This window comes from Amycolatopsis sp. NBC_01480 (genome assembly GCF_036227205.1).
GTDB lineage: Bacteria > Actinomycetota > Actinomycetes > Mycobacteriales > Pseudonocardiaceae > Amycolatopsis.
Window position 1 is genome coordinate 5,088,775 of the sequence record NZ_CP109442.1, and the last position, 23,633, is coordinate 5,112,407.

A 23,633-nucleotide genomic window follows, 5' to 3' on the forward strand; every position below is an offset into this window, starting at 1 on the left:
GCTCAGGTCGTGTGCACGATGAGCACGTCGACGCCCGACTTGCGGGCCACTTCCGACGGCACCGAGCCGAGGATCCGCCCGGCGAGGGTGTTGAGCCCGCGGTTGCCGACCACCAGCAGGTCGGCCGAGCGCTCGTGCACGACCTTGCGCAGCGCCTCGACCGGCTCGCCCTTCAGCGCCACCGTCTCGATGTTCTTCGCGCCGACCTTGGCCGCGCGGTCACGGGCGCTCTGGAGGGTGTCCTCGGCCGGCGCGGAGCCGACGACCTGGTACGACTCCTCGCCCAGCTCGTCCTGCGCGCGCTCGACGTCGTGCTTGCTCGCCGGGTAGTAGGCGCACACCACGACGAGGGTGGCGCCCGCGTCGGCGGCGACCCCGGCGGCCCGGTCCACCGCGGCGAACGACGAGTCCGACCCGTCGGTGCCCACCACCACAGTCCGATACACAGCCATCCGCGAACCTCCCAGCGACCCGGCGAAAGGGCGTCCTCGCCCCTTGTCGGGACGTAGGTTACTCGCCAGTCGGTTTCCCTGCCGGGCGCGGTGACGCCTGGGCCTGGGCCTTCGGCTTCTGCACGTCCGAGGCCCGCAGGCGGACCGTCTCGTGCTCGCCGTTCGAGGGCTTGCCCGCGGCCGCGGCGGCCGGCACCGGTGAGGGTGACGCCTTGATGTCCGCGGGCACGTTCGTGTCGGTCTCACCGAGCACGTGGTGCGCCTCGGCCAGCACGGTCCGGGCCTGGCGCACCTGCTCGGCCAGGCTGGACCGGACGTTGCGCAGCGATTCGACGCGCTCGTTCGCCTGGGTGATCCGCCGGTTCGACTCGTCGGTGGCGGTGCGCACCCGGCGGCGGGCCTCGTCGGCCGCCTCGGCGAGCCGGGCGTTGGCCTCGGTGATCGAGTCCTGACGGCGCTTGTTGGCGTCGGCGACCGACTCGCGCTGACGGCGTTCGATGTCCGCCTTCGCCGTGGTCTCCTCTTCCAGCACCTTCGCGCGGATCGCGGCGGCGTCCTCGGTCGCCTCGCGGACCCGGCGCTCGGCCTCGGCCTTGCTCGCGGCCTCCTGCTCGGCCAGCGCGCGCATCGCCTCGGTGCGCCGCGCCGCCATCGCGATCTCGAAGTCCTCTTCGACCTGCGTGCGGCGGGCCTCGGACTCCGCGTCGAGCTTCTTGCGCTCGGCCTCGGCCTTGTCCGTGATCGCCTTGCCCTCGGCGCGGGCGTCCTCGAGCACCTTGCGGTGCTCCGCCTCCATCTCCTTGCGCCGGAGGTCGAGCTCGGTGAGCAGCTGCTCGTAACGGGCGCGCATGGCGCTCGCGTCCGTCTCCGCCTTCGCCCGGATGTGGCCGGCCTCGGCCTCGGCGCGGGCACGCGTGTCCGCGGCCTCGTCCTGCGCCAGGCGCAGCATGCGCTGAAGCCGCTCGGACAGGCCTTCGACGCTCGTCGGCGGTTGCGCCAGCCGGTCCACCTGGCCGCGCAGGTCGGCTATCTCGCCGCGCGCGATCTCCAGCTGCCGCGCCAGGTCGCCCGCCTGTCCGATGGCGGCGTCGCGGTCTCCGGTGAGCATCTTCAGGTCGGCGTCAAGCCGTTCCAGATGTTCGTCGACCTGTGCTCGGCTGTACCCGCGCTTCGCCACGTCGAAGCCGGCTCCCAGCGGCACAAGCTCCCGTTCCTCGCCAAGGCTCATGTGACCACCGTAGTCGCAACGGGGTCTCGGACGGGTGAGCCCCCACGGTGTGCGGCCGACACGTGCGCCGAGCGGGCGAACGTGATCGGCCGATAGCCGGGTTCAGGCCCCACGGAACGCGTTGATCGCGTCGAGGTGCTTGGCGCGCAGTTCCTCGTCGCGCACGCCGAGCCCTTCCTCCGGCGCCAGCGCGAGCACGCCGACCTTGCCCTGGTGCGCGTTGCGGTGCACGTCGAGCGCGGCCTGGCCGGTCTCCTCGAGGGAATAGGCCTTGGACAGCGTCGGGTGGATGAGCCCCTTCGAGATCAGCCGGTTGGCCTCCCACGACTCGCGGTAGTTCGCGAAGTGTGAGCCGACGATCCGCTTCAGGTTCATCCACAGGTACCGGTTGTCGTACTGGTGCATGTATCCCGATGTCGACGCGCAGGTCACGATCGTGCCGCCCTTGCGCGCCGCGTAGACCGACGCGCCGAAGGTCTCGCGGCCCGGGTGCTCGAAGACGATGTCCGGGTCCTCGCCGCCGGTCAGCTCGCGGATCTTCGCGCCGAACCGCTGCCACTCCCGCGGGTCCTGCTCGTGCTCGTCCTTCCAGAACCGGTAGTCCTCGGCGTTGCGGTCGATGATCAGCTCGGCGCCGAGCTTCCGGCAGATCTCGGCCTTCTCCGGGCTGGACACGACGCACACCGGGATCGCGCCGCCGTTCAGCGCGTACTGCGTGGCGTACGAGCCGAGGCCGCCCGAGGCGCCCCAGATCAGCACGACGTCGCCCTGCTTCATGTCCGCGCCGTTGCGCGAGACCAGCTGCCGGTACGCGGTGGAGTTGACCAGCCCGGGGGAGGCGGCCTCCTCCCAGGTCAGGTGGGCCGGCTTCGGCATCAGCTGGTTCGCCTTGACCAGCGCGATCTCGGCCAGCCCGCCGAAGTTGGTCTCGAAGCCCCAGATCCGCTGCTCGGTGTCGAGCATCGTGTCGTTGTGCCCGTCCGGGCTCTCCAGCTCGACGTTCAGGCAGTGCGCGACGACCTCGTCGCCCGGCTTCCAGGTGTGCACGCCGACCCCGGTGCGCAGCACCACGCCGGACAGGTCGGAGCCGACCACGTGGTACGGCAGGTCGTGCCGCTTGGCCAGCGGCGAGAGCTTGCCGTACTTCTTCAGGAACTTGAACGTGGGGATCGGCTCGAAGATCGACGTCCACACGGTGTTGTAGTTGATGGCGCTGGCCATCACGGCGACCAGCGCCTCGCCCGGGCCCAGCTCGGGGGTCGGCACGTCGTCGACGTGCAGCGACTTGCGCGGGTCCTTGTCCTTGCTTTCGAGGCCGTCGAACATGGCCACCTCGTCCTCGTGCACCGTCACCCCGCGGTAGCTCTCGGGCACGGGAAGCGAGGCGACGGCGGCGGTGTCGCCGGTCAGGATGGCCTGCTTGATCTCGTCGAGCTGCGTCATCGGAACCTCCACAAGGTGCGGGTCGCGGCGTGGCGGATGAAATTACTCGCCAGTAACTCGCGGGCACAACTGTACGAGACGAGGGGCACCCGCACACCCCGAAGTGTGACCCACAGATCTTGACCGGCTGGCCAACCAAGGCGCAGAATCGGGGTCAGGAAACTTCCTGAACAGTGAGTTCTCTGCGGAGGTGAGCACGAATGAGTGAAGTCTCGACGCGCGCCTGGACCCGGCCCCATGACTGGGCCGAGGTCGTCATCGGTGTTGTCGCCGCTCTTTCACCCCTTTGGCTGAGCACGAGCAACGCGGCGATGTGGACGATGGTGATCCTCGGCGCGCTGGTCGCCATCGACGGCCTGGTGTCGCTGGGCGCGCCCGGCGCGGTCTACGGCGAAGGGATCCAGATCGTCCTCGGCGTGTTGCTGTTCATCGCGCCCTGGGTGATCGGGTACACCGAGCTGAACGGGGCGTCGTGGACGTCCTGGGTGGCCGGCGCGCTGACGATCATCGCCGGCGCGGCCGCGATGCCGGTGGCGCAGGCCGCCCACCGGACGGCCGGGCAGCACTGAAAGAACGCGTATTGGCAGCAAAGGAGCTGGCATGACCGAGGACTCGGCGAAAGAGCGGATCCTGAGCGCCGCTGAGGAGCTGTTCGCCGAGTCCGGCTTCGAGGCCACCCCGACGTCCCGCATCGCGGAGCGCGCCGGGGTGCCGAAGGGCCTGGTGCACTACTACTTCCGGCGCAAGGCCGACCTGCTGGCCGCACTCGTGGACCGGCTGCCGGACGAGCAGATCGAGCCCGCCACGGTGGTCGTCCCCGGCGATCTGGCGGGCAGCCTGCGCCGGCTGGTGGTCGAGCTGGACCGGCGGTTCACCGGCTCGCTCGGGCTCTCGCACCTGCTCTGGCGCGAGGCCGACACCCACCACGTGGTCCGCGAGGCGCTCGCGGACCGGTTCCAGCAGCTGGTGCGGCTGGTCCACTCGGTGATCGTGGGCGCCGCGGGCGGACGGCTGGCGGTCGCCGACGTCGACAACGCCTCAGGCCTGCTGGCCCGCGCGGTCAGCCACCGCCACGCCACGGCCCGCCATTCCCGCGACGACCGCCCGGCCGAATTCGACGGCGAGCTGACGTTCCTCGCGAACGCCCTCTCGTCGAAGGTCCGCAAGGCCGCCCCGGCCGACTGACGGTTCCGCCCCAATGCCACATTGGGTGCTCCAGCCCTGCCCCACCACCACCCTCAACGGAGGCGCTCCGCGCCCAGCCTCGATTCCATGCACCGAACGCCACATTGGGGCGCAAGAGCCAGCTCAGTGCGCGGCGGCCGCCGGCTCGACCAGTTCGACCAGCACGCCGCCGGCGTCCTTGGGGTGCACGAAGTTCACGCGGCTGTCCGAGGTGCCGCGCTTGGCCTCGTCGAAGAGCAGGCGCAGCCCCTTCGCGCGCAACGCCTCGGCGGCAGCGTCCACATCGGACACCCGGAACGCGAGCTGCTGAAGCCCGGGCCCGCTGCGGCCGAGGAACTTCGCGATCGTCGAATCGTCGCGCAGGGGCGCGAGCAGCTGGATCATCGTCTCGGTGCCCGCGGCGCCCGGGGCCCGCAGCATCGCCTCGCGGACGCCCTGCTCCTCGTTCACCTCCTCGTGCGCGACTTCCAGGCCGAAGTGCTCCGTCTGGAAGGCGATCGCGGCGTCGAGGTCGGGCACCGCGATGCCGACGTGGTCGATGGCCGTCACGAAGGGCTTGAGCACGGCTTGGGCGGACTCTGCGTTCATACCCGGCAGAATAAGCGCCCACCGGCTGGTGAAGCCCCCTGAATCGGCACGTGCGTCCCCTCACACTGGCTCAATCAAGAAGCGCCCCGGCCCTCGCCGCGCGGGTATGGTCACGGGAACTGCCAGTGCACTGATGCTTTGGAGGACGTCGTGTCCGGTTCCGTGATCGTGGGCGCTGCCCGTACTCCGATCGGGCGGCTGCTCGGCTCGCTGAAGGACTTCTCGGGCGCGCAGCTCGGCGGGTTCGCGATCAAGGCGGCGCTGGAGCGCGCCGGCGTCTCCCCGAAGGACGTCGAGTACACGATCATGGGCCAGGTCCTCACCGCAGGCGCGGGCCAGATCCCGGCGCGGCAGGCGGCCGTGGCCGCGGGCATCCCGATGGACGTGCCCGCGCTGACCATCAACAAGGTCTGCCTCTCCGGCCTGGACGCGATCGCGCTGGCCGACCAGCTGATCCGGGCCGGCGAGTTCGACCTGATCGTGGCCGGCGGGCAGGAGTCGATGACGCAGGCGCCGCACCTGCTGCCGAAATCCCGCGCGGGCTTCAAATACGGCGACGTGACGATGCTCGACCACATGGCGTACGACGGCCTGTTCTGCGCCTTCGACCAGGTCGCCATGGGCGCCTCGACGGAGAAGCACAACGTCCGCTACGGCATCACCCGCGAGCAGCAGGACGAGTTCTCCGCGCGTTCGCACCAGCGCGCCGCGGCGGCCATCGAGGCCGGGTTCTTCCGTGAGGAGATCGCGCCGGTCTCGATCCCGCAGCGCAAGGGCGACCCGGTGCTGTTCAGCGCCGACGAGGGCGTCCGCGCCGACACCACCGTCGAGAGCCTGGCCCGGCTGCGCCCGGCGTTCGCCTCCGACGGCACGATCACGGCCGGCACCTCGTCGCAGATCTCCGACGGCGCGGCCGCGGTCGTGGTCTGCAGCCCGGAGAAGGCCGCGGAGCTGGGCCTCACGCCGCTGGCCGAGATCGGCGCGCACGGCGTGGTCGCCGGCCCGGACGCGTCACTGCACGAGCAGCCGTCGAACGCCATCCGCAAGGCACTGGCCAAGGCGAAGCTGGACGTGGGCGACCTAGACCTGGTCGAGATCAACGAGGCGTTCGCCGCCGTCGGCGTGGTCTCGTCCGAGAAGCTGGGCCTGGACCCGGCGAAGGTGAACGTGAACGGCGGCGCCATCGCGCTGGGCCACCCGATCGGCGCGTCCGGCGCGCGCCTGGCCGTGCACCTGGTGCACGAGCTGCGCCGCCGCGGTGGCGGGCTCGGCGCGGCCGCGCTGTGCGGTGGCGGCGGCCAGGGCGACGCGCTGCTGCTGCGCGTCCCTTCCGCGTAAAGGCTGCTTCATTGATACCAATCCGACCGACAGCCACGGCCGATCGGCATGACGAGGCCGGCCGCCAGTTGGTCGGGCCTGCTTTTCGATCGGATTGGTAAGCCTTTGGCTGCACCCGATCTCGACGAACTGGTCGGCCGCGCGCGCGAAGGACAGGCGCGCGCGGTCGCCCGGTTGATCTCGCTGGTCGAGGACGGCTCGCCGCGGGTCGCGGACATCGCCCGCCTGCTGACGCCACACACCGGCACCGCGCGGGTGATCGGCCTGACCGGCCCGCCCGGTGTCGGCAAGTCGACATCGACGTCCGCGCTGCTCACGGCGCTGCGTTCGGCCGGTAAACGGGTCGGGGTGCTGGCGATCGACCCGTCCTCGCCGTTTTCCGGCGGCGCCCTGCTGGGCGACCGGATCCGGATGACCGAGCACGCGACCGACCCCGGGATCTTCATCCGCTCGATGGCCACCCGCGGCCACCTCGGCGGCCTGTCCTGGGCGACGCCGCAAGCCGTGCGGGTGCTCGACGCGGCGGGCTTCGACGTGGTGCTGATCGAGACCGTCGGTGTTGGACAGTCCGAAGTGGACGTTGTGAAGCTGGCCGACACCACCGTGGTCCTGCTCGCGCCCGGCATGGGCGACGGGATCCAGGCGGCGAAGGCGGGGGTGCTGGAGATCGCGGACGTGTTCGTGGTCAACAAGGCCGACCGCGACGGCGCCGAGGCGACCGTGCACGACCTGAAGCAGATGATTTCCCTGGCCCGCCGCGAACTGCGCGGCCCGAGCTGGCGCCAGCCGATCGTGCGGACCATCGCGTCGAAGGGCGAGGGCGCCGCCGAGGTCGTCGCGGCGCTGGACGCGCACCACGCTTGGCTGACGGCCCACGGCGAACTCGCCCGCCGCCGCTCGGCCCGGGCCCGCGACGAGGTGGAGGCCATCGCCCTGCGCCGCCTGCGCGCCGAACTGGCCGACCTCCGCGACGGCGACCGCCTCGCCGACCTCGCCGACCTCGTGGTCGCCCGCGAACTGGACCCCTTCGCAGCGGCGGAGGCCCTGATCACCGACTTGCGGGGTTATTGACGGCCGGGTTTGGCTGTTGCCGCGGTCTCTGAAGGCCACCTTCAGAGGCGTACATGCCCTCAAGGTGGCCTTCAGAGACCTACATCGAAGCCGCGCCGCTGTCACTGAGCCGACTGGGCCCGTTCGTACAACGGCTTGGTGATCGCCGTGCTGAACTGCGGCCCCACCAAGTTCCGCGTGCAGTTCTCCGTGGCACCCGACGGGCAGACTTTCCCTGCGGCGTCAAAGAAGCCGGCATGCGTGTTGTCCCCGACAACGGTGCCCAGCCCCGTACCAGGATCGAAGTCCCGCAGACGGGGGCCGCCGCTTGATCCGCCGCCCATGACGCAGGCCGTGCCCCACTCGTCGGGCGAATCGGGGTTGTCCGCGGTGCCCGGGTAGTGCTTCGCCGGGCCGTGGCAGAACGCCAGGCGCTCGCCGATGTACTCGGGCAGGCCTTCGCGCGCCGGGTCGGATGCGGCGCGCGGGTAGCCGAACTGGTAGACGTCGGCGTCGCCCGGAGCGGTGAAGGCGATGTTCTGTGACGCGCCCACGGCGTCTTCGACGCGTCGGCCCGCTTCATTGGGGTTGAGCGCCACGAAGGCCTGGTCGTAGGCGTCGAACTTCGCCGCGTGCTGCTGGTCGTTCGCGAGCCAGGTCGAGTCGGCGACGCCGAGGCGTCCGACGAACTTCCCGTACGGCGCCTGCCCGTCGTGGTAGCCGGGGATGAACAGGGAATTGGCGTTCCAGGCGTGGTTTTCGCCCAGCAGGTCGGTGTTCTCGACGCAGTGCCCGGCCGTGACGACCGTGCTGCGGTTGGCGCTGCGGACCACCGTCGCGGTGCAGCTGGAGTCCTCGCCGTGGTCGGTGAAGAAGAGCCGGCCGAAGGTGGCGGCCGGGCCGGTCCAGGGCGCGCCGTCGGCGGCGGCTTTCGGCGGGTTGCCCGAAGACGGCTGCGTGAGTGCCTTGATCCGCTCGGGGGTCCAGTAATCGAGTACGGCCTGCTGCTGGGCGGGCGTCACGGCGAGGTCGCTGGTGGCGACTTCGGCGGAGTCGGCGAAGGCAGGGGTCACGGCTCCCACTAGGAACACCGGGAGCAGGGAGAGCGCGGCGGCGAACTGCACAGGGCGGAGGCGGATGATCGACATACCGGCACGCTAGGGAGCGGTTGTCAGGCGCCGGTCAGGGTCCGGTCAGCATCCGCGACTTTCGCGGGCTGCCGCGCCGGCGCGGGCGTTCCTATACTGCGGGCCTGCTACTGGGGATCATCGGAAAGGCATCACATGAAGAGACTCCTGGTCACCGCGCTGGCGGTCGGTGCGCTGTTCGCCGCGGTCACGCCCGCGGCCACCGCGGCCACCGTCACGGCGCCGCCGAAGGTCACGCACGGCCCGTGCCAGTACACCGAGACGCCGGACGACCCCGCGGTCCGGCCGGTCTCGCTGCCGCCGGACCCGCGGCACACCCCGGACCACGGCAAGGTCGACGTGCTGGTCTCCACCAGCCAGGGCTCGCTGCCGCTGCGGCTGGACCGCGCGCAGGCCCCGTGCACCGTGCAGAGCTTCGTGCACCTGGCGACCCAGCGGTTCTACGACTTCACCACCTGCCACCGGCTCACCGCGTACCCGACGCTGAAGGTGCTGCAGTGCGGCGACCCGTCGGCCACCGGCGAGGGCGGCCCCGGCTACAAGTTCGGCGACGAGCTGCCCACGACGCTGCCGCCCGCGCCCAACGACCCGACGGGTAAGCGCCGGATCTACTCCCGCGGCCTGCTGGCCATGGCGAACGCCGGCCCGGACACCAACGGCTCGCAGTTCTTCGTCGTCTACGGCGATTCCACGCTGCTGCCCAACTACACCGTCTTCGGCACGGTCGGCGCGGCCGGCCTGCGCACGCTGGACAAGGTCGCCGCGGGCGGCATCAAGCCGGACGCGGACACCCCGCCGGGCACCACCCCCGTCGACGGCACGCCGGTGCTCACCACCGAACTGCGCCACGTCCTCCCGCTCTGCATCTTCTGCGGCTGAGCCGGTCTTGAAGGCGAGGCGAGCCAGGCTCAGGAAGTGACCTCCCACAGGGCCTCGACCAGGGCCTGAGTGGCACCCGCGAACGCGTGGCCGGCCGGGGCGCCGTACCCGGCGATCAGCCCGCCCGGCCCGCGTTCGCCGTGCCACCACTGGGTGAGGCCCTCGACGCCGATCGAACGGCGGCGGCACGCGGCCAGCACCTCGGCCTCGCTCGGGCTCGACGGGCGGTCCAGCATGAGCAGCAGGTGCAGCCCGGCGGCGATCCCTTGTGGACGGACGGTGCCGGGCAGCGCGGCCAGCAGCCGGTCGCGGCGGGCCCGGTACTCCGTGCGGGTCCGGCGGACGTGCCGGTCGTAGGCGCCGGAGGTGATCAGCTCGGCCAGCGCGAGCTGGTCGATCAGGGGCGGCCGCGCGCCGCTGTCGAACATCGCCGCGCGGACCGGCTCGACCAGCGCCCGCGGCAGCACCAGCCAGGCCAGCCGCAGCGCGGGCGCGAGCGTTTTGCTGGCCGTGCCCGCGTAGACGACGTGCTCGGGCGCCAGCGCCTGGAGCGCGCCGACCTGCTGGCGGTCGTACCGGAACTCGCCGTCGTAGTCGTCCTCGATGACGATCGCGCCGGTCTTCGCGGCCCAGCGGGTCAGCGACGCCCGCCGCTCGGGCGCGAGCGCGACGCCCAGCGGGTACTGGTGCGCGGCGGTGACCACGACCGCGGGACTGTCCAGTTCGGACACTCGCAGCCCCTGCGCGTCGACGTCCACCGGCCGGATCCGCTGCCCGTTCGCGGCGGCGATGTCGCGGTAGATGTTCAGCGAGGGGTTCTCGAAGGCCGTTTCGGTCACTCCGCGTTCGCGCAGGACCCGCGAAAGCAGCGCGACGGCGTGCGAGAAACCGCAGCACACCACGGTTCGCTCCGGGTCCGCGAGCACGCCACGGCTGCGCGAGATGTAGCCCGCCAGGGCGGCCCGCAGCTCGGGCGCGCCCAGCAGATTCGTGTAGCCGAAGTCGGCCGCGGCCGCGTGCTGCAAGGCTTTGCGGGTGGCGGCCTGCCAGTCCGCGCGGGGGAACATGGTCAGGTCCGGCCGTCCCGGACGCAGGTCCCAGCGCGGCGCCGGCTCGTGCGGGACGGGCCGGGGCGCGGACTGCGGCAGCGCCCCCGCCGTCGCGACGCGGGTGGGCGCGCCTTGAAGGGTGTGCAGGTAGCCCTCCGCGGCGAGGTCGGCGTACACGCGCGTGACGGTCCCCCTCGCGACGCCGAGGTCGGCCGCCAGCGCACGCGTCGACGGGACCGCCGCGCCCGGCTGCCAGCGCCCGGACCGGATGGCCGCGCGGATTGCGTCCGCGAGCCCCGTCCGGCCGGTTTCCGGCCGCCAGCCGAGGTGCACGTCGATGCCCGAACTGGACCACGTTTCCGCCATGACACTGGACCATACTCGTGGACCAGTTCGAGCTAATCTCGGAGACATGACAACACGCATCGCGATCGGGCGCGGAGTGCCCGGCATCTACCAGGCCATGGCCCACCTGCAAGGCGAGGTCGACAAGGCGGCCGCGAACGCCGGGGTCGACGGGAAACTGCTCGAGCTGGTGAAGATCCGCACCTCGCAGATCAACGGCTGCGCCTTCTGCCTCGACATGCACACCCACGACGCCATCGGGATGGGCGAATCGCCCCGGCGGATCTTCGTGCTCGAAGCCTGGCGCGAAGCCGAGCTGTACACCGAGCAGGAGCGCGCGGCGCTGGCGCTGACCGAGTCGATGACCCGGATCGCCGACACCAAGGACGTGCCCGAGGACGTCTACGCCGAGGCCGTCCGGGTGTTCACCGAAGAGCAGTACCGGGTGGTCGCGTGGGCGATCATCACGATCAACTCGTGGAACCGCATCGCGGTCCCCAGCCACTCGCCGCTGCCGGACCGCAGCGCGTGAGCGCCGGCGCACTGCGGGCGCTGCACGTGCCGGGGCGCCCACTGGTGCTGCCGAACGCCTGGGACGCCGATTCCGCGCGCCTGGTCGTCGAGGCCGGTTTCCCCGTGGTGGCAACGAGTTCCGCGGCCGTCGCGGCGGCGCTCGGCCACCCGGACGGCGAGGCCGCGCCGGTGGACGACATGCTCGCCGCCGCCGCGCGGATCGTCGCCGCGGTGTCCGTGCCGGTGACCGTCGACGCCGAGTCCGGCTACGGCCTGGCGCCGGCGGACCTCGCGGGGCGGCTGCTGGAGATCGGCGTGGCCGGCTGCAACTACGAGGACACCGACCACACCGGCGGTGGCCTTCGGCCGATCGTCGAGCAGGCCGCGCGCGTCACGGAGCTGCGCAAGGCCGCGGGTGACGAGCTGGTGCTGAACGCGCGGGTCGACGCGTTCATCGGCGCTCCCGACGAAGCGGCGGTGTTCGACGACGCCGTGGCCCGCGGCCGCGCGTACCTCGAGGCGGGCGCGGACTGCGTGTACCCGATCCTGGTGCGCTCGCCCGAATTGCTCGCTGAGTTCGTCCGCCAGGTCGGTGGTCCGGTGAATGCGGCCGCACTGCCGGGCGGGCCGGGGCTTGCCGCGCTCGCCGAGCTGGGGGTGGCGCGGATTTCCCTGGGCACGGGGCTGTGGCGGCACTTGCGCGGAGTGCTGCAGGACGTCCTCGGCGGCATAACCGAGGGACGGCTGCCTTATTGACTCGTGAGTGGCTATGACGGTTAGAACCGTCATAGCCACTCACGAGTCTGTGGGTCAGTGGTCGGTGGCCTTCTCGGCGCCCGCGCCGGTCAGGGACCGCACCTCCATCTCCGCGTACTTCGCCGCGTTGTGCTCCTTCGACAGCACAGTCCCGAGCCAGCCGAGGAAAAACGCGATCGGGATCGAGACCAGGCCCGGGTTGTCCAGCGGGAACCAGTGGAAGTCCACGCCCTGCAGCATCGACGCGCTCTTGCCCGTCTTCGCGTCGATCGGCTTCCCGGAGACCGCCGGCGAGAAGATGATCAGCACTAGAGTGATGATCAGCCCGCCGTAGATGCTCCACAGCGCGCCCTGGGTGTTGAACCGCTTCCAGAACAGCGAGTACAGGATGGTCGGCAGGTTCGCCGAAGCGGCGACGGCGAAGGCCAGCGCCACCAGGAAGGCGACGTTCTGCCCGTTGGCCAGGATGCCGCCGAGGATGGCGACGGCACCGATCACCAGCGCGGTGATCCGCGCGACCCGGACCTCCGAGCCCGGCGTGGTCTTGCCCTTCTTGATGACGTTCGCGTACACGTCGTGGGCGAACGAGGCCGAAGCGGTGATCGTCAGCCCGGCCACCACGGCGAGGATCGTGGCGAACGCGATGGCGGAGATCAGCCCCAGCAGCACCGGGCCGCCGAGGTTCAGTGCCAGCAGCGGCGCCGCCGAGTTGACGCCGCCGGGCGCGGCCTTGATCTCCTCGGGCCCGACCAGCGCGCCGGCGCCGTAGCCGAGCACCAGGGTGAACAGGTAGAACACGCCGATCAGCACGATCGCCCAGACCACCGAGCGGCGGGCGTCGCGCGCCGTGGGCACGGTGTAGAAGCGCATCAGCACGTGGGGCAGGCCCGCGGTGCCGAGCACCAGCGCGATGCCGAGCGAGAAGAAGTCCAGTTTGGACGTTCCGGTGGCGCCGTACTGCTTGCCCGGCCCGAGCAGCGTCTCACCGGCCTTGCCCGCCTTGTCCACGGCGCCCTGCAGCAGGTCGGAGAAGTTGAAGCCGTACTTGCCGAGCACCCACAGCGTCATCACGAGCGCGCCGATGATCAGCAGCGCGGCCTTGATGATCTGCACCCAGGTGGTGCCCTTCATGCCGCCGATCAGCACGTAGGCGATCATGATCACGCCGACCACGGCGATGACCACGGACTGCGCGGCCTTGCCCTCGATGCCCAGCAGCAGCGCGACCAGGCCGCCCGCGCCGGACATCTGCGCCAGCAGGTAGAAGAACGAGACCACCAGCGTCGAGATGGCCGCGGCGGCGCGCACCGGCCGCTGCTTCATCCGGAACGCCAGCACGTCGCCCATGGTGAACCGGCCGGTGTTGCGCAGCAGCTCCGCCACCAGCAGCAGCGCCACCAGCCAGGCGACCAGGAAGCCGATCGAATAGAGGAAACCGTCGTAGCCGTAGACCGCGATGGCGCCGGCGATGCCGAGGAACGACGCGGCCGAGAGGTAGTCGCCGGAGATCGCGATGCCGTTCTGCGGGCCGGTGAACGCGCGCCCGGCGGCGTAGTAGTCCGAGGCGGTTCGGCTGTTGCGGCTCGCGCGGAACACGATCACGAGCGTGATCAGCACGAACACCGCGAAGATGATGATGTTCAGCGTCGGGTTGCTGCCCTCGACGCCGGCCGCGAGCGTGCTCATTCGGACTCCTTCCCGGCCGGCGACTCGATGTCCGCGCGGATCCGGTCGGACAGCGGGTCCAGTTTCCGGTTGGCGTAGCGGACATACAGTCCCGTGATGACAAACGTGGAGACGAACTGCAGCAGGCCGAACAGCAGGCCGACGGTGAAGTTCCCGGCCAGCTTGGTGCTCATGAACCCGTGCGCGTAGTCCGCCAGCAGCACATACAGCAGGTACCAGGCGAGGAACAGCCCGGCCATCGGGAAGACGAACCGGCGCAGCCGCCCGCGCAGCTCACGGAATTCCGCGCTCTGCTGCACCTGCTCCCAGTCCGCGTCCGGCGGCCCGCCGGTCACGTCGGTTTCGCCTGCGGTCATGGGCTTCTCCCTCGCGACGCTGCGAATGTGGTCCGGGCCACAGTAAGGAAGCGGACGCGGCGGGAGGAACCGTCAGCGGCTCAAACGCCGGGCGACACGACGAACGGTTGACGAGCGGTACGCGGGCGCCGTCGAATGGGGCGGCCCCGGACCGCGCTCGCGCTCGTCCAGGTGCAGCCGGAGCATCGCCGCCCCGGCCCAGGACGGCGGCCGGCCGCGCAGCGAGACCACGGCCATCACACCGAACGCGAGTGGTACCGACCAGGGTGCCGGTTGCGCCACCAAGATCGCCACCCAGCCGTGCAGCGCCGGCCCGGTGAGCGAGAACAGGATCGAGCCGGACGAGCCGAGCAGCCCGGCCAGCACCCCGGCGATCGCGCCGGCCGCGGTGAGCCGCGGCCACCAGATGCCGAGCACCAGCAACGGGCAGAAGGTCGAGGCGGCCACGGTGAAGCCCCACGTCACCAGCACCCCGGCGTCGAGGCCCGCCGAGGGGAGCGCGAGCAGGACCATCGCGACGGCGGCGAACACCACCGTCACGCGCAGCCGGCGAAGGCCGCCGGACATCAGGTCGTAGGCGAGCGCGCCGGACATCACCAGCAGCAGGCCGAGTGACGTGGCGAGGAACGCGGCGAACGCGCCCGCGGTCAGCAGCGCGGTGAACAGCTGGCCGGCCCAGCCGTGGTCGACCTGCGCGGGGAGGGCGACGACCACGGTGTCGGTGGCGCCGGAGAGGTACAGCTCGGGCACGAGCACCCGGCCGAGCACGCCGTAAATGCCAGGGAAGAGGTAGAACACGCCGAGCAGGGCGACGGTGATGGCCGCGGTGCGGCGGGCGGCGCGGCCGTCCGGGCTGGTGTTGAAGCGCATCAGCACGTGCGGCAGGCCCATCGTGCCGAGCATGGTGGCGATGAGCACGGCCCAGGTGCCCAGCAGCGGGTAACCCTGGTCGTCGAGGTCGAGCAGCGGCCGTTGCCAGTCCGGCCCGCCGAGCGCCGCCCCGCCGCGCACGGCCGGGACCGGCGCGCCCGCGGCGAACACCAGCTTTTCCCCGCTGTGCGCGGTCAATTCCCCGGGCGGGAGGGTGCTGGGCCGGCCGGCGGTGACGAGCGTGGTCGGCTCGCGCAGCTCCAGCGTGACGTCGGCCTGGAACTCGACCGGGGTCTCGCGCCCGAAGTGCGTGAACTCCACCGGGTTGAGCGCGGCTTCGCGGTCCGCCGCGCCGACGTGCAGCACGAGCCAGAGCGCGGGGACGAGGAACAGCACCAGCTTCAGGAAGAATTGGAACGCCTGCACGTACGTCGCCGCGCGCATCCCGCCGAGCGCGAGAGTGACGCTCACGGCCGTGCCCGCGATGACCACGCCGACCCAGTACGGCGTGCCGCCGACCGCGGTGAGCACCAGCCCGGCCGTGCGGAACTGCGGGACCACGTAGATCGTGCCGATCACCAGCACCACCACCGCGGCCAGCCGCCGCAACGCGGGCGAGGCCAGGCGCGCCTCGGCGAAGTCGGGCACGGTCAACGCGCCGGAACGCCGCATGGGAGCCGCGACGAGCACCAGCATCGCGATGTACCCCGCGGTGAACCCGACCGGATACCAGAGCGCGCCGACGCCGTCCTTCACCACCAGCCCGGCCACCCCGAGGAACGACGCGGCGGACAGGTATTCGCCGGACACCGCGGCCGAGTTGACGAACGGCGAGATTCGCCTTGACGCGACGAGGAAGTCGGACGTCGTCCGGATCGCGGCCACCCCGCGCACGCCGATGAGCAGCGTCACGAGCACCACCGGCGCGACGGCGAACGCGATGTCCACTACCGCGCTCCGGCCGGGTTCGCGGGATGCGCCCCAATGTGGCGTTCGGTGCTCCAGCCCTGCCCCACCGCCGCCCTCAACGGAGACGCTCCGCGCCCAGCCCGCATTTCGCGCACCCAATGTGGCGTTCGGTGCGCTGGGCGCAACCAATGTGGCATTGGGGCGCTCCGGGCGGGGGCGTCACTGCTCGTCCTCGGGGCGCTCGGCGTCCTCGGCCCGGCGGAGCTGCCAGCGGGCCAGCGCGACCATCACCGGGTACGGCAGCAGCGCGATCATCAACCAGGACAACGGGATTCCCCACAACCGGACGTTGTCGAGCCCCGGCGCCGCCGCGAAGACCACGGGCAGTCCCAGCACGAGCACGAACATCGCCACCAGGGCGGGGATCCCGCGCCGCCGCTGGGCGCGGTAGAGGACGGCCGCGCGCTCGGCGTCGGCCACTTGCAGGCGGGGCATGCGCCAACGCCCGCGCGCCTGCCGACGCGACCGGGCCAGTCGCGTCTGCGGGCTCGTGACGGCGACCCGTCGGGTGCGGCTCATGCCGTCACCAGGACTCGTGAGTGTTTAGACCGGTTAGAACCGTAATTGCCACTCACGAGTCCGATCCCAGCTGACCTCGTTGCGCCGCTTCCAATAACCGGTCGCGCAGGTCCCGGGCGTGGCGGCGGCTGACCGGGACGTCACCGGCCTCGGTGTGCGCCAGCAGCCCGCCCGCCGAGTCGCTGCGCAGCTCCAGCACCCCGGCGACGGCGAGCAGGAAACCGCGGTGCACGCGGGTGAAACCGGTGCCCTCCCAGTATTCCGCCAGCCGTGAGATGGGCATGCGCACCAAATGGACGCCGCCACGGGTGTGCAGGCGGACGTAGTCGCCGTGGGCCTCGACGAACAGGACGTCGTCGCGGCGGACGTACCGGGTGCGGCCGCCCGAGTCGACCGGCAGCGCGGCCATCGCGTCGGGGGTGGGGCGGGGACCGCTGCTCGGGACCATCCGCAGCACCTTCGCCAGCGCCGCCGCGAGCCGTTCGGTGCGGACCGGCTTCAGCAGGTAGTCCACGGCGCCGATGCCGTACGCCGCCACGGCGTGGCCGTCGTGCGCCGTCACGAACACGATCACCGGCGGCTCCGAGAGCTTTGCCAGCAGCGAAGCCAGCTCCAGGCCGTCGAGCCCGGGCATGGAGATGTCCAGGAACACCGCGTCGAACCGGTCGGCCTGCAACAGCTTCACCGCCTGCAGCGCGTCGCCGGCGCCGACGACCTCCCCGACCTCCGGCGCCTCGCGCAGCATCCGGCACAGCTCGGCCAGCGCCCCCGGCAGGTCGTCGACGGCCAGCACCCGCAGCCCGCTCACGGCAGCACCCCCGGCTGGAACCGCGGCACCCGCACGATCACCCGGGTGCCGACAGCGAGTCCGGTTTCGACGGTCAGCCCGTACCAGGCGCCGTAGACGTTGCGAAGCCGTTTGTCCACATTGGCCAGTCCGAGCCCGGCGCCGTCGGCCACGCGCCCGGCGAGGATGTCCGCCGCGAGCGCCGGGTCCATGCCGACGCCGTCGTCCTCCACGCTGATCACGCAGTCGTTCCCTTCCGCCTGCCCGTGCACCTGGACCAGCCCGGCGCCGGACCGCGGCTCGATGCCGTGCCGGATCGCGTTCTCCACCAGCGGCTCCAGCACCAGGTACGGCACCGCGACGGCCAGCACCTCCGGCGCCACCCGCACCTGGACCCGCAGCCGCTCGCCGAGCACCGCGCGCTGCAGCGCCAGGTACGTCTCCACCGCGCGGAACTCCTCGGCCACCACGGTGTACTCGCCGTGGCGCGCCAAGCTGTAGCGCGTGTAGTCCGCGAAGTCCAGCATCAGGTCGCGCGCGCGGTCCGGCTCGTCGCGAACCAGCGACGCGATCACCGTCAGCGCGTTGTACACGAAGTGCGGCGACATCTCCGCTCGCAGCGCCCGCAGCTCGGCCTGCGCGGCCTGGTCGGCGGAGGCTTCCAGCCGGCCGCGTTCGAGCGCCTGCACGACAACGTCGGCTGCCTGCCGCAGGACGCCGCCGGGCGGATCGCCGAGCACCAGCAACGCGCCGGCCAGCTCGTCGTGGACGTGCAGCGGCACCGCGGCCACCCCGCCCGCGGACACCGGCTCCTCGCTGTGCAGCACCTCGTCCAGCACCTGGGCGACGGCTTCATCGGCGCCCGGCCGCCCGGACCACAGCAGTGAACCCGAGAGGTCCGTGAGGCCGAGCCCGGCGAAGCCGAACAGCCGCCGCAACCCGTGGGTGGCCCGGCGCGCGCGGACGCCGGTGAGCCCGTCCATCAGCTCGTCGGAGGCCTTCCTGGCCGCGGCGAGCACGGACGCGGTGGCGGTGCCGGCCGGGGCGGGCCGCCAGGGCAGGCGCGCACCCTCGGTCATCGGCGGCCTCCCCTCGGCGACGGTGTCTGGGGGAGTAGATCCTAGCCCCGAATGCGGTGAAGGGGACTTTCACGGCGCCGGACACGACGAAGGGGACCTTCCCGGTGGGAAAGTCCCCTTCGCGGCTACTGGCTCGGGGTCAGCACTTCTGCTTGTAGAAGTACTGCGAGTTCGCGTCCATGTCGGCCTTGGTGATGGAGTGCAGCTGCGCGGTGAGGTTGCGGGTCACCGTCTTGCCCTCCAGCGAGGCCACCGCCTGGTCGACGCCCTGGACGCCGATCGAGGCCGGGTCCTGGGCGATCAGGCCCTGGTACTCGCCCTTGCGCAGGCCGTCCACTTCGGACGGGCTGGCGTCGAAGCCGATCAGGTTGACCTGGCCGATCTTGCCCGCGTTGCGCAGGCCGGTCGCCGCGCCCTCACCGGTGTTGAGGTTGGTGGCGAAGATGCCGATCAGGTCCGGCGTCGAGGCCAGCGCCGCGGTGACCTTGGCGGCGGCCTGGTCGGGCTCGTTCTGGGTGAACTGGATGCCCGCCGACTTGAGGTTCGGGGTGTTCTTCAGCTCGTCCTCGAAGCCCTTGGCGCGCGCGGCCGTGGTCGAGGTGCCCGCGATGGTGTCGAGGATCAGCACCGAGCCGCTCTTGCCGCCGGCCAGCTTCGCCAGCGTCTGCGCGGCCATCTTGCCGCCCTCGGTGTTGTCCGAGGAGATGGACGAAACCGCGACGCTCTTGTCCTGCAGCGAGGTGTCCACCTCGACGATCTTCGTGCCGCGGTTCTTCACCTGCTGGATCGGCGCGAGCATCGCCTTGTCGTCGGTCGGGGTGACGAGCAGGGCGGCCGGCGGGTTGGAGCCCAGCGCGTTGACGATCGTGGTCTGCATGGCCGCGTCGAACATCTGCGGCGCCTGGGTGGTCAGGTCGTAGCCCAGCTTCTTGGCCTCGTCCTGCGCCGCGCACTGCATCGAGATGTAGAACGGCTCGGCCTGCACTCCCGGCACCAGCGCGAGCTTCTTGCTGTTCGCCGTGTTCGACGTGCCGCCGGAGCCACCGCTCTGGCCCACCTGGCCCTGGCCGCAGGCAGCCAGCAGCGAGGCGGCCGAGGCGAGCGCGCCGGCGGTGATCAGGGTCTTGCTCAGCTTCATCTTCAAGCACCTCTTCGTACTCGGGGGGAGTCAGCGGGAGTTGCGGTTGCGACGGCGTCGCTGGTCGAACCAGACGGCCGCGATCAGCACCGCGCCGACCGCGATCATCTGCCAGAAGTCCTGGACGTGCGTGATGTTGAAGCCCTTCTTCAGCACCGCCGGGATGAACACGCCGATCACCGTGCCCAGCACCGAGCCGACGCCGCCGAACAGGCTGGTGCCGCCCATCACCGTGGCGGCGATGGCGTTCAGGTTGTCCGTGGTGTGCGCCGAGATCGTGGTCGACGCGTAGTAGGCCAGCGAGAGGAAACCGGCGATCCCGGCCAGGAAACCGGTCAGCGTGTACACCTTCAGCAGGTGCGCGGTGACGCCGATCCCGGAGCGCCGCGCGGCTTCGGCGTTGGAGCCGACGGCGAAGGTGTAGCGGCCGAACTTGGTGGTGTGGAGCAGCCACGCGCCGATCAGCGTGATCACCACGGCCACCAGCACCAGGTTCGGCACTCCGCCGAACGAGGTGCCGTAACCCAGCGTCTTGTTCAGCGTGGTGGGTACGCTGCGCACGTCGGACCCGCCGTTGAGCAGGTACGCCGCGCCGAGCGCCGCGCCCATCGTGCCGAGCGTGACGATCAGCGGCGGGATGTTCGCCACCGCGATCAGGAACCCGTTGATCAGGCCCCAGATCGTGCCCGCGACCACGGCCGCGACCAGCCCGACGGTGATCACGCCCCAGCCGGCGTTCGACGCGTCGCCGCCGCTGAGCGCCTCCATGGTCTTGCCGGCCACCATGCCGGCGAAGATCAGCACCGAGCCCACGGACAGGTCGATGCCGGAGGTGATGATCACGAACGTCATGCCGACCGAGAGCACCAGCAGCACGGACGTCTCGATCAGCAGCGTCTGGAAGGTGAACAGCGTGGCGAACTCGTTCGGCGCGATCGCGGTGAACACGATGATCAGCGCCACCAGCACCAGCGCGATCCAGAACGTGTTCGCTCCGACCAGCCGCTTGCCCAGCGGCACCTTGCCGAACCCACCGTCCACAGTGGTCTGGATTTCGGGGTCCTTGGGTGGTGCGGTCACGCCGCCTCCTGTGTTTTGCGGGACACCCGCACCCGGTCGGCAGCGCGAGCGGGCTGTCGCGATTGTGTGCTCACGCTGCCTCCTCCTGTACCAACGCGCCGGTCATCGCCGCGACGAGGTCTTCCAGCTTCGTGTCCGAGCCGACGAACCGGGCGACGCGCTTGCCGAGGCGCAGCACCTCGATCCGGTCCGAGACCGACAGGACCTCGGGCATGTTGTGGCTGATCAGCACCACGGCGATGCCCTTGTCGCGCACCTTCTTGATCACGTCCAGCACGCGCTCGCGCTGCACCACGCCGAGCGCGGCGGTCGGCTCGTCCATGAACACGACCTTCGACGCCCACACCACCGAGCGCGCCACCGCGACACTCTGGCGCTGCCCGCCGGACAGCGAGCCGATCGGCACGTCGGTGCTCTGCAGCGTCACGCCGAGGCGCTTGAACTCCTCGACCGCCTGCCGCCGCATCTCCGGCTTGTCCAGCATGCCGAGCTTGCCGAGGAAGCCTTTGCGGTGGATTTCCCGGCCCAGGAACAGGTTCGCGGCCGGGTCGAGCTCCGGCGCGACCGCGAGGTCCTGGTACACCGTCTCGATGCCGAGGCGCCGCGCGGTGGTGGGGGTGTCGAAGTGCACTTCGGCGCCGTCGAGCAGGATCTGGCCCGACGACGGCTGTTCGGCGCCGGACAGGCACTTCACCAGGGTCGACTTCCCGGCGCCGTTGTCGCCGATCAGCGCCGTGACCTCACCCGCGCGGGCCTGGAAGGAGGCGCCGCGCAGGGCCTCGACCGAGCCGTAGTGCTTGGTGAGGTTGACTGCGTCGAGCAGGATCTCGCTCATCGGCCTACCTCTTCTCGGGCAGCGGGGGACGGCAGCGGATCACGGTCAGGTTCCCGGTCACCTCGGCCTGGCCGGAGTCGTACGGGACCACGTACGTGTCGCCCTTGGCCAGCGGGTGCTCGCCGCCGTGCTCCGTGCGCAGCGTGCCGGCGCCGTCGAGCACCACGAGCACGGCGAACGACGGGTCCAGCGCCAGGGGCGCACCGCTCACCTGGAGCCGGTCCGCGCGGAAGAACTCGTCCGAGCCGGCCGCCAGCAGGTCCACAGTGGACGAAGTGTCCGCCGCGGTGTGCTTGACGATGGACTTCAGCCGCTCCTCGTCCCAGCCGGAGGTGTCCAGCGTTTCGATCGCGGTGTCGAAGCCGATGCCGAGGTGGCCCTTCTCCGGCGAGGCCAGGAAGTCCCGCCACTCCAGGGTCAGCGAGAAGTCCGTGGGCTGCTGGAGCTCGACCACGAACACGCCCTCGCCGATCGCGTGCGGCAGGCCCGAAGGGATGTACACCGTGTCGCCGGCCTGGACCCCGACGCTGTTGAGCGCGCCCAGCATGCTCGGCGCGTCCTGCTCGCGGGTCCACTCGGAGACGGTCTCCTTGCTCACCGTCTCCTTGAAGCCCGGGTACACCCGCGGGTCGTCGCCGTACGTCCCGACCACGATCCACGCCTCGGTCTTGCCGAAGTGCGAGTCGAAGTGCTGCTGGGCGAACGCGTCCGACGGGTGGAAGTGCACCGGCAGCCGCTGCCCGGCGTCGAGCAGCTTCACCAGCAGGCCGGTGGAGTCGCCGAGCACCGCCACGTGCTTGGCGCCGAGCCACGCGGCCGGGTTCTCGCGCACGGCGTCCCGCAGCCAGCCGCCGTCGGGCAGCCGGGTCAGGCCGGTGGTGTCCTGGCCGAACATCGTGGTGACGGACCCGACCCAGTCCTCCGGGCCGAACTTGGTTTCGGAGCCGACGCCGCGCAGGGCGGCGATGGCGTCGCCGCCGCGGTAGAACTGCGGCGGCTGGTTGGCCGGGAGCCGGATGGGCTGGAGGCGCTCACTCACGGGGCAACCTCACCGGAACCGCGGGCGACAAGATGCACTGGCAGGATTACCTTTCTGGGTGCGGACTGATCCCCCTGCACGCGGGCGAAGAGCAGTTCCGCCCCCGCGTGTCCGAGGGCACTGACGTCGTGCGCGACGACCGTGACGGGCGGGTCCAGCAGATCCGCCAGCTCGAAGTCGTCGAAGCTGACCATGGCGAGCCGGTGCGGCGCGTGGGCCAGCGCGCGCAGCAGGTGGACCGCCACCCGGTTGTTGCCGGCGATCACCGCGGTGGCGGCGCCGGGGCCGGTGAGCAGGCTCCGCACGGCGTGCCCGACGGTCTCCGGCGTCGGCGTGGTCATCACGACCAGGCTCTCGTCGTAGGAGATTCCGTTGCGGACACAGCCTTCCCGGAACCCGCGCAGGCGCTCGGCCGCGGTGAAGATGTCCGGGCTGTCGCCGAGGAAGGCGATCCGGCGGTGGCCGTGCACGGCCAGGTGGGTGACCGCTTCGATGGCGCCGCCGAGGTTGTCCAGCAGCACGGTGTCGGCCACGATGTCGCCGGCCGGCCGGTCGAGGAACACCACGGGCGTGCCCGCGCGCATCTCCGGCACCAGGTAGCCGTGCTGCATGCCGGCGGGGACGACGAGGATGCCGTCCACGCGGCGCGCACAGAACTCCAGGGCCAGCTCGCGCTCGCGGTCGGAGTTCTCCTCCGACGAGCCGGTGAGCACCTGGCGGCCGAACGAGGTCGCGATCCGCTCGACCGCGCGGTTCAGCTCCGAGTAGAAGGGGTTGCCGACGTCCTCGACGATCAGGCCGATGGTGCCGGTCGTGGAACCGCGGCGCAGGTTGCGCGCGCCGAGGTTGCGCCGGAAGCCGAGCTGCTCGATGGCCGCGACCACCCGCTCGGCGGTGTCCGGATGCACCGCGGGCTCGTCGTTGACGACCCGCGACACCGTTTTGATGCTGACGCCCGCCAGCCGGGCCACGTCGCTCATGGTGGCCCGTCTGCTCGCCGGGCGGGGGAGCCCGTCCGCTTCCCGGCCGTGAGGAGACAACGTTGTCATAGTGGCGCAGATTGCACACCACGCGGCGGGGGTATGTCAATCCCCGTGCCGCGGTGACCGGAATTCACCCGCCGAACGTCGTGCGGCAGATGGCTGATCAGTCTGTCCTGAACCGGACAGACTCCCACCCCGGACTTGACGTTCTCGTGAGCCATTGCCCAAGGTTGCCCGCATCGACGGTGTGCGCGACAAGGTTGTCATCCATGCCTGGACACGGGTGGGCGAGCGTGTCGCGCCGACAACTGGAGAGGC

Annotated in this window: 24 protein-coding genes; 7 read left to right on the forward strand and 17 right to left on the reverse strand. The window is 71.2% G+C overall.

The window, feature by feature from the left end:
* Positions 1-2 precede the first annotated feature (2 nt).
* The 3 genes from OG371_RS24400 to ccrA all read right to left on the reverse strand — a co-directional run bounded on the left by OG371_RS24400 (position 3) and on the right by ccrA (position 3,123).
* Positions 3-452 carry a universal stress protein gene (locus OG371_RS24400; protein ID WP_329057378.1) on the reverse strand — a complete coding sequence of 150 codons (450 nt, stop codon included), beginning with the start codon at positions 450-452 and terminating at the stop codon, positions 3-5.
* A gap of 58 nt (positions 453-510) precedes the next feature.
* Positions 511-1,680 (reverse strand): chromosome segregation protein, encoded by a 1,170-nt coding sequence (locus tag OG371_RS24405; RefSeq protein WP_329057380.1) that lies wholly within the window; start codon positions 1,678-1,680, stop codon positions 511-513.
* A 102-nt stretch (positions 1,681-1,782) separates the two neighbouring features.
* On the reverse strand, positions 1,783-3,123 hold the full coding sequence (ccrA, locus tag OG371_RS24410) for a crotonyl-CoA carboxylase/reductase (protein WP_329057381.1): 1,341 nt from the start codon (positions 3,121-3,123) through the stop codon (positions 1,783-1,785).
* A 200-nt stretch (positions 3,124-3,323) separates the two neighbouring features.
* Here ccrA and OG371_RS24415 point away from each other — a divergent pair, with 200 nt between their 5' ends.
* The gene (locus tag OG371_RS24415) at positions 3,324-3,692 is read left to right on the forward strand and encodes an SPW repeat protein (protein WP_329057382.1); all 369 of its coding nucleotides are present in this window, start codon (positions 3,324-3,326) and stop codon (positions 3,690-3,692) included.
* 31 nt (positions 3,693-3,723) lie between these two features.
* Positions 3,724-4,308: a TetR/AcrR family transcriptional regulator gene (locus OG371_RS24420; RefSeq protein ID WP_329057383.1), complete on the forward strand. Its 585-nt coding sequence runs from the start codon at positions 3,724-3,726 to the stop codon at positions 4,306-4,308.
* Positions 4,309-4,431: 123 nt separating this feature from the next.
* Here OG371_RS24420 and mce read toward each other — a convergent pair whose 3' ends face one another.
* Entirely contained in the window at positions 4,432-4,896 is a 465-nt protein-coding gene (gene mce, locus OG371_RS24425; protein ID WP_329057384.1) for a methylmalonyl-CoA epimerase, read from the reverse strand.
* Between the two features lie 150 nt (positions 4,897-5,046).
* Between mce and OG371_RS24430 the strand changes: the two genes are divergently transcribed.
* Positions 5,047-6,234 carry an acetyl-CoA C-acetyltransferase gene (locus OG371_RS24430; RefSeq protein ID WP_329057386.1) on the forward strand — a complete coding sequence of 396 codons (1,188 nt, stop codon included), beginning with the start codon at positions 5,047-5,049 and terminating at the stop codon, positions 6,232-6,234.
* Positions 6,235-6,339: 105 nt separating this feature from the next.
* Positions 6,340-7,305, forward strand: coding sequence for a methylmalonyl Co-A mutase-associated GTPase MeaB (gene meaB, locus OG371_RS24435; RefSeq protein ID WP_329057387.1), 966 nt, complete (start codon positions 6,340-6,342; stop codon positions 7,303-7,305).
* A 101-nt stretch (positions 7,306-7,406) separates the two neighbouring features.
* Here meaB and OG371_RS24440 read toward each other — a convergent pair whose 3' ends face one another.
* Positions 7,407-8,432, reverse strand: a complete 1,026-nt coding sequence (locus OG371_RS24440) for a trypsin-like serine peptidase (protein WP_329057389.1) — start codon at positions 8,430-8,432, stop codon at positions 7,407-7,409.
* A 135-nt stretch (positions 8,433-8,567) separates the two neighbouring features.
* Here OG371_RS24440 and OG371_RS24445 point away from each other — a divergent pair, with 135 nt between their 5' ends.
* Positions 8,568-9,311, forward strand: a complete 744-nt coding sequence (locus OG371_RS24445; protein WP_329057390.1) for a peptidylprolyl isomerase — start codon at positions 8,568-8,570, stop codon at positions 9,309-9,311.
* A 29-nt stretch (positions 9,312-9,340) separates the two neighbouring features.
* On the opposite strand, the gene pdxR is transcribed toward OG371_RS24445, so the two are convergent.
* Positions 9,341-10,726, reverse strand: coding sequence for a MocR-like pyridoxine biosynthesis transcription factor PdxR (gene pdxR / locus OG371_RS24450; protein ID WP_329057391.1), 1,386 nt, complete (start codon positions 10,724-10,726; stop codon positions 9,341-9,343).
* A 46-nt stretch (positions 10,727-10,772) separates the two neighbouring features.
* Between pdxR and OG371_RS24455 the strand changes: the two genes are divergently transcribed.
* On the forward strand, positions 10,773-11,237 hold the full coding sequence (locus tag OG371_RS24455) for a carboxymuconolactone decarboxylase family protein (RefSeq protein WP_329057392.1): 465 nt from the start codon (positions 10,773-10,775) through the stop codon (positions 11,235-11,237).
* Entirely contained in the window at positions 11,234-11,974 is a 741-nt protein-coding gene (locus OG371_RS24460; protein WP_329057394.1) for an isocitrate lyase/PEP mutase family protein, read from the forward strand. The genes OG371_RS24455 and OG371_RS24460 overlap by 4 nt, the downstream gene beginning before the upstream one ends.
* Positions 11,975-12,028: 54 nt before the next feature.
* Here the strand turns inward: OG371_RS24460 and OG371_RS24465 are convergent, their stop codons facing one another.
* The 11 genes from OG371_RS24465 to OG371_RS24515 all read right to left on the reverse strand — a co-directional run bounded on the left by OG371_RS24465 (position 12,029) and on the right by OG371_RS24515 (position 23,312).
* Positions 12,029-13,660 carry a solute symporter family protein gene (locus OG371_RS24465; RefSeq protein WP_329057395.1) on the reverse strand — a complete coding sequence of 544 codons (1,632 nt, stop codon included), beginning with the start codon at positions 13,658-13,660 and terminating at the stop codon, positions 12,029-12,031.
* Positions 13,657-14,016 (reverse strand): DUF485 domain-containing protein, encoded by a 360-nt coding sequence (locus tag OG371_RS24470; protein ID WP_329057396.1) that lies wholly within the window; start codon positions 14,014-14,016, stop codon positions 13,657-13,659. Before OG371_RS24470 ends, OG371_RS24465 begins: the two co-directional genes overlap by 4 nt.
* Before the next feature lie 72 nt (positions 14,017-14,088).
* Positions 14,089-15,834 (reverse strand): sodium/solute symporter, encoded by a 1,746-nt coding sequence (locus OG371_RS24475; protein WP_329057397.1) that lies wholly within the window; start codon positions 15,832-15,834, stop codon positions 14,089-14,091.
* 180 nt (positions 15,835-16,014) lie between these two features.
* Positions 16,015-16,374, reverse strand: a complete 360-nt coding sequence (locus OG371_RS24480) for a hypothetical protein (RefSeq protein ID WP_329057398.1) — start codon at positions 16,372-16,374, stop codon at positions 16,015-16,017.
* Between the two features lie 52 nt (positions 16,375-16,426).
* Entirely contained in the window at positions 16,427-17,182 is a 756-nt protein-coding gene (locus tag OG371_RS24485; protein WP_329057399.1) for a LytR/AlgR family response regulator transcription factor, read from the reverse strand.
* Positions 17,179-18,240 carry a sensor histidine kinase gene (locus OG371_RS24490; RefSeq protein WP_329057400.1) on the reverse strand — a complete coding sequence of 354 codons (1,062 nt, stop codon included), beginning with the start codon at positions 18,238-18,240 and terminating at the stop codon, positions 17,179-17,181. Before OG371_RS24490 ends, OG371_RS24485 begins: the two co-directional genes overlap by 4 nt.
* Before the next feature lie 139 nt (positions 18,241-18,379).
* Positions 18,380-19,378 (reverse strand): ABC transporter substrate-binding protein, encoded by a 999-nt coding sequence (locus tag OG371_RS24495; protein ID WP_329057401.1) that lies wholly within the window; start codon positions 19,376-19,378, stop codon positions 18,380-18,382.
* Positions 19,379-19,408: 30 nt separating this feature from the next.
* The gene (locus tag OG371_RS24500) at positions 19,409-20,458 is read right to left on the reverse strand and encodes an ABC transporter permease (protein ID WP_329057402.1); all 1,050 of its coding nucleotides are present in this window, start codon (positions 20,456-20,458) and stop codon (positions 19,409-19,411) included.
* 70 nt (positions 20,459-20,528) lie between these two features.
* Positions 20,529-21,293, reverse strand: a complete 765-nt coding sequence (locus OG371_RS24505; protein ID WP_091622117.1) for an ATP-binding cassette domain-containing protein — start codon at positions 21,291-21,293, stop codon at positions 20,529-20,531.
* 4 nt (positions 21,294-21,297) lie between these two features.
* Complete coding sequence (locus OG371_RS24510) at positions 21,298-22,332, reverse strand: class I mannose-6-phosphate isomerase (RefSeq protein ID WP_329057404.1); 1,035 nt, start codon at positions 22,330-22,332, stop codon at positions 21,298-21,300.
* The gene (locus OG371_RS24515; RefSeq protein ID WP_328607104.1) at positions 22,329-23,312 is read right to left on the reverse strand and encodes a LacI family DNA-binding transcriptional regulator; all 984 of its coding nucleotides are present in this window, start codon (positions 23,310-23,312) and stop codon (positions 22,329-22,331) included. Before OG371_RS24515 ends, OG371_RS24510 begins: the two co-directional genes overlap by 4 nt.
* Between the last annotated feature and the right edge of the window lie 321 nt (positions 23,313-23,633).

Excerpts from the sequence above, each read along its gene's own strand:
- OG371_RS24420 (WP_329057383.1), top strand. The coding sequence starts at position 3,724 with ATGACCGAGGACTCGGCGAAAGAGCGGATCCTGAGCGCCGCTGAGGAG.
- OG371_RS24400 (WP_329057378.1), bottom strand. The coding sequence starts at position 452 with ATGGCTGTGTATCGGACTGTGGTGGTGGGCACCGACGGGTCGGACTCG.
- OG371_RS24505 (WP_091622117.1), bottom strand. The coding sequence starts at position 21,293 with ATGAGCGAGATCCTGCTCGACGCAGTCAACCTCACCAAGCACTACGGC.
- OG371_RS24465 (WP_329057395.1), bottom strand. The coding sequence starts at position 13,660 with ATGAGCACGCTCGCGGCCGGCGTCGAGGGCAGCAACCCGACGCTGAAC.
- OG371_RS24445 (WP_329057390.1), top strand. The coding sequence starts at position 8,568 with ATGAAGAGACTCCTGGTCACCGCGCTGGCGGTCGGTGCGCTGTTCGCC.
- OG371_RS24480 (WP_329057398.1), bottom strand. The coding sequence starts at position 16,374 with ATGAGCCGCACCCGACGGGTCGCCGTCACGAGCCCGCAGACGCGACTG.
- OG371_RS24515 (WP_328607104.1), bottom strand. The coding sequence starts at position 23,312 with ATGAGCGACGTGGCCCGGCTGGCGGGCGTCAGCATCAAAACGGTGTCG.
- OG371_RS24470 (WP_329057396.1), bottom strand. The coding sequence starts at position 14,016 with ATGACCGCAGGCGAAACCGACGTGACCGGCGGGCCGCCGGACGCGGAC.
- OG371_RS24495 (WP_329057401.1), bottom strand. The coding sequence starts at position 19,378 with ATGAAGCTGAGCAAGACCCTGATCACCGCCGGCGCGCTCGCCTCGGCC.
- OG371_RS24440 (WP_329057389.1), bottom strand. The coding sequence starts at position 8,432 with ATGTCGATCATCCGCCTCCGCCCTGTGCAGTTCGCCGCCGCGCTCTCC.
- OG371_RS24455 (WP_329057392.1), top strand. The coding sequence starts at position 10,773 with ATGACAACACGCATCGCGATCGGGCGCGGAGTGCCCGGCATCTACCAG.
- OG371_RS24415 (WP_329057382.1), top strand. The coding sequence starts at position 3,324 with ATGAGTGAAGTCTCGACGCGCGCCTGGACCCGGCCCCATGACTGGGCC.
- pdxR (WP_329057391.1), bottom strand. The coding sequence starts at position 10,726 with ATGGCGGAAACGTGGTCCAGTTCGGGCATCGACGTGCACCTCGGCTGG.
- ccrA (WP_329057381.1), bottom strand. The coding sequence starts at position 3,123 with ATGACGCAGCTCGACGAGATCAAGCAGGCCATCCTGACCGGCGACACC.
- mce (WP_329057384.1), bottom strand. The coding sequence starts at position 4,896 with ATGAACGCAGAGTCCGCCCAAGCCGTGCTCAAGCCCTTCGTGACGGCC.
- OG371_RS24405 (WP_329057380.1), bottom strand. The coding sequence starts at position 1,680 with ATGAGCCTTGGCGAGGAACGGGAGCTTGTGCCGCTGGGAGCCGGCTTC.
- OG371_RS24490 (WP_329057400.1), bottom strand. The coding sequence starts at position 18,240 with ATGACCGAGGGTGCGCGCCTGCCCTGGCGGCCCGCCCCGGCCGGCACC.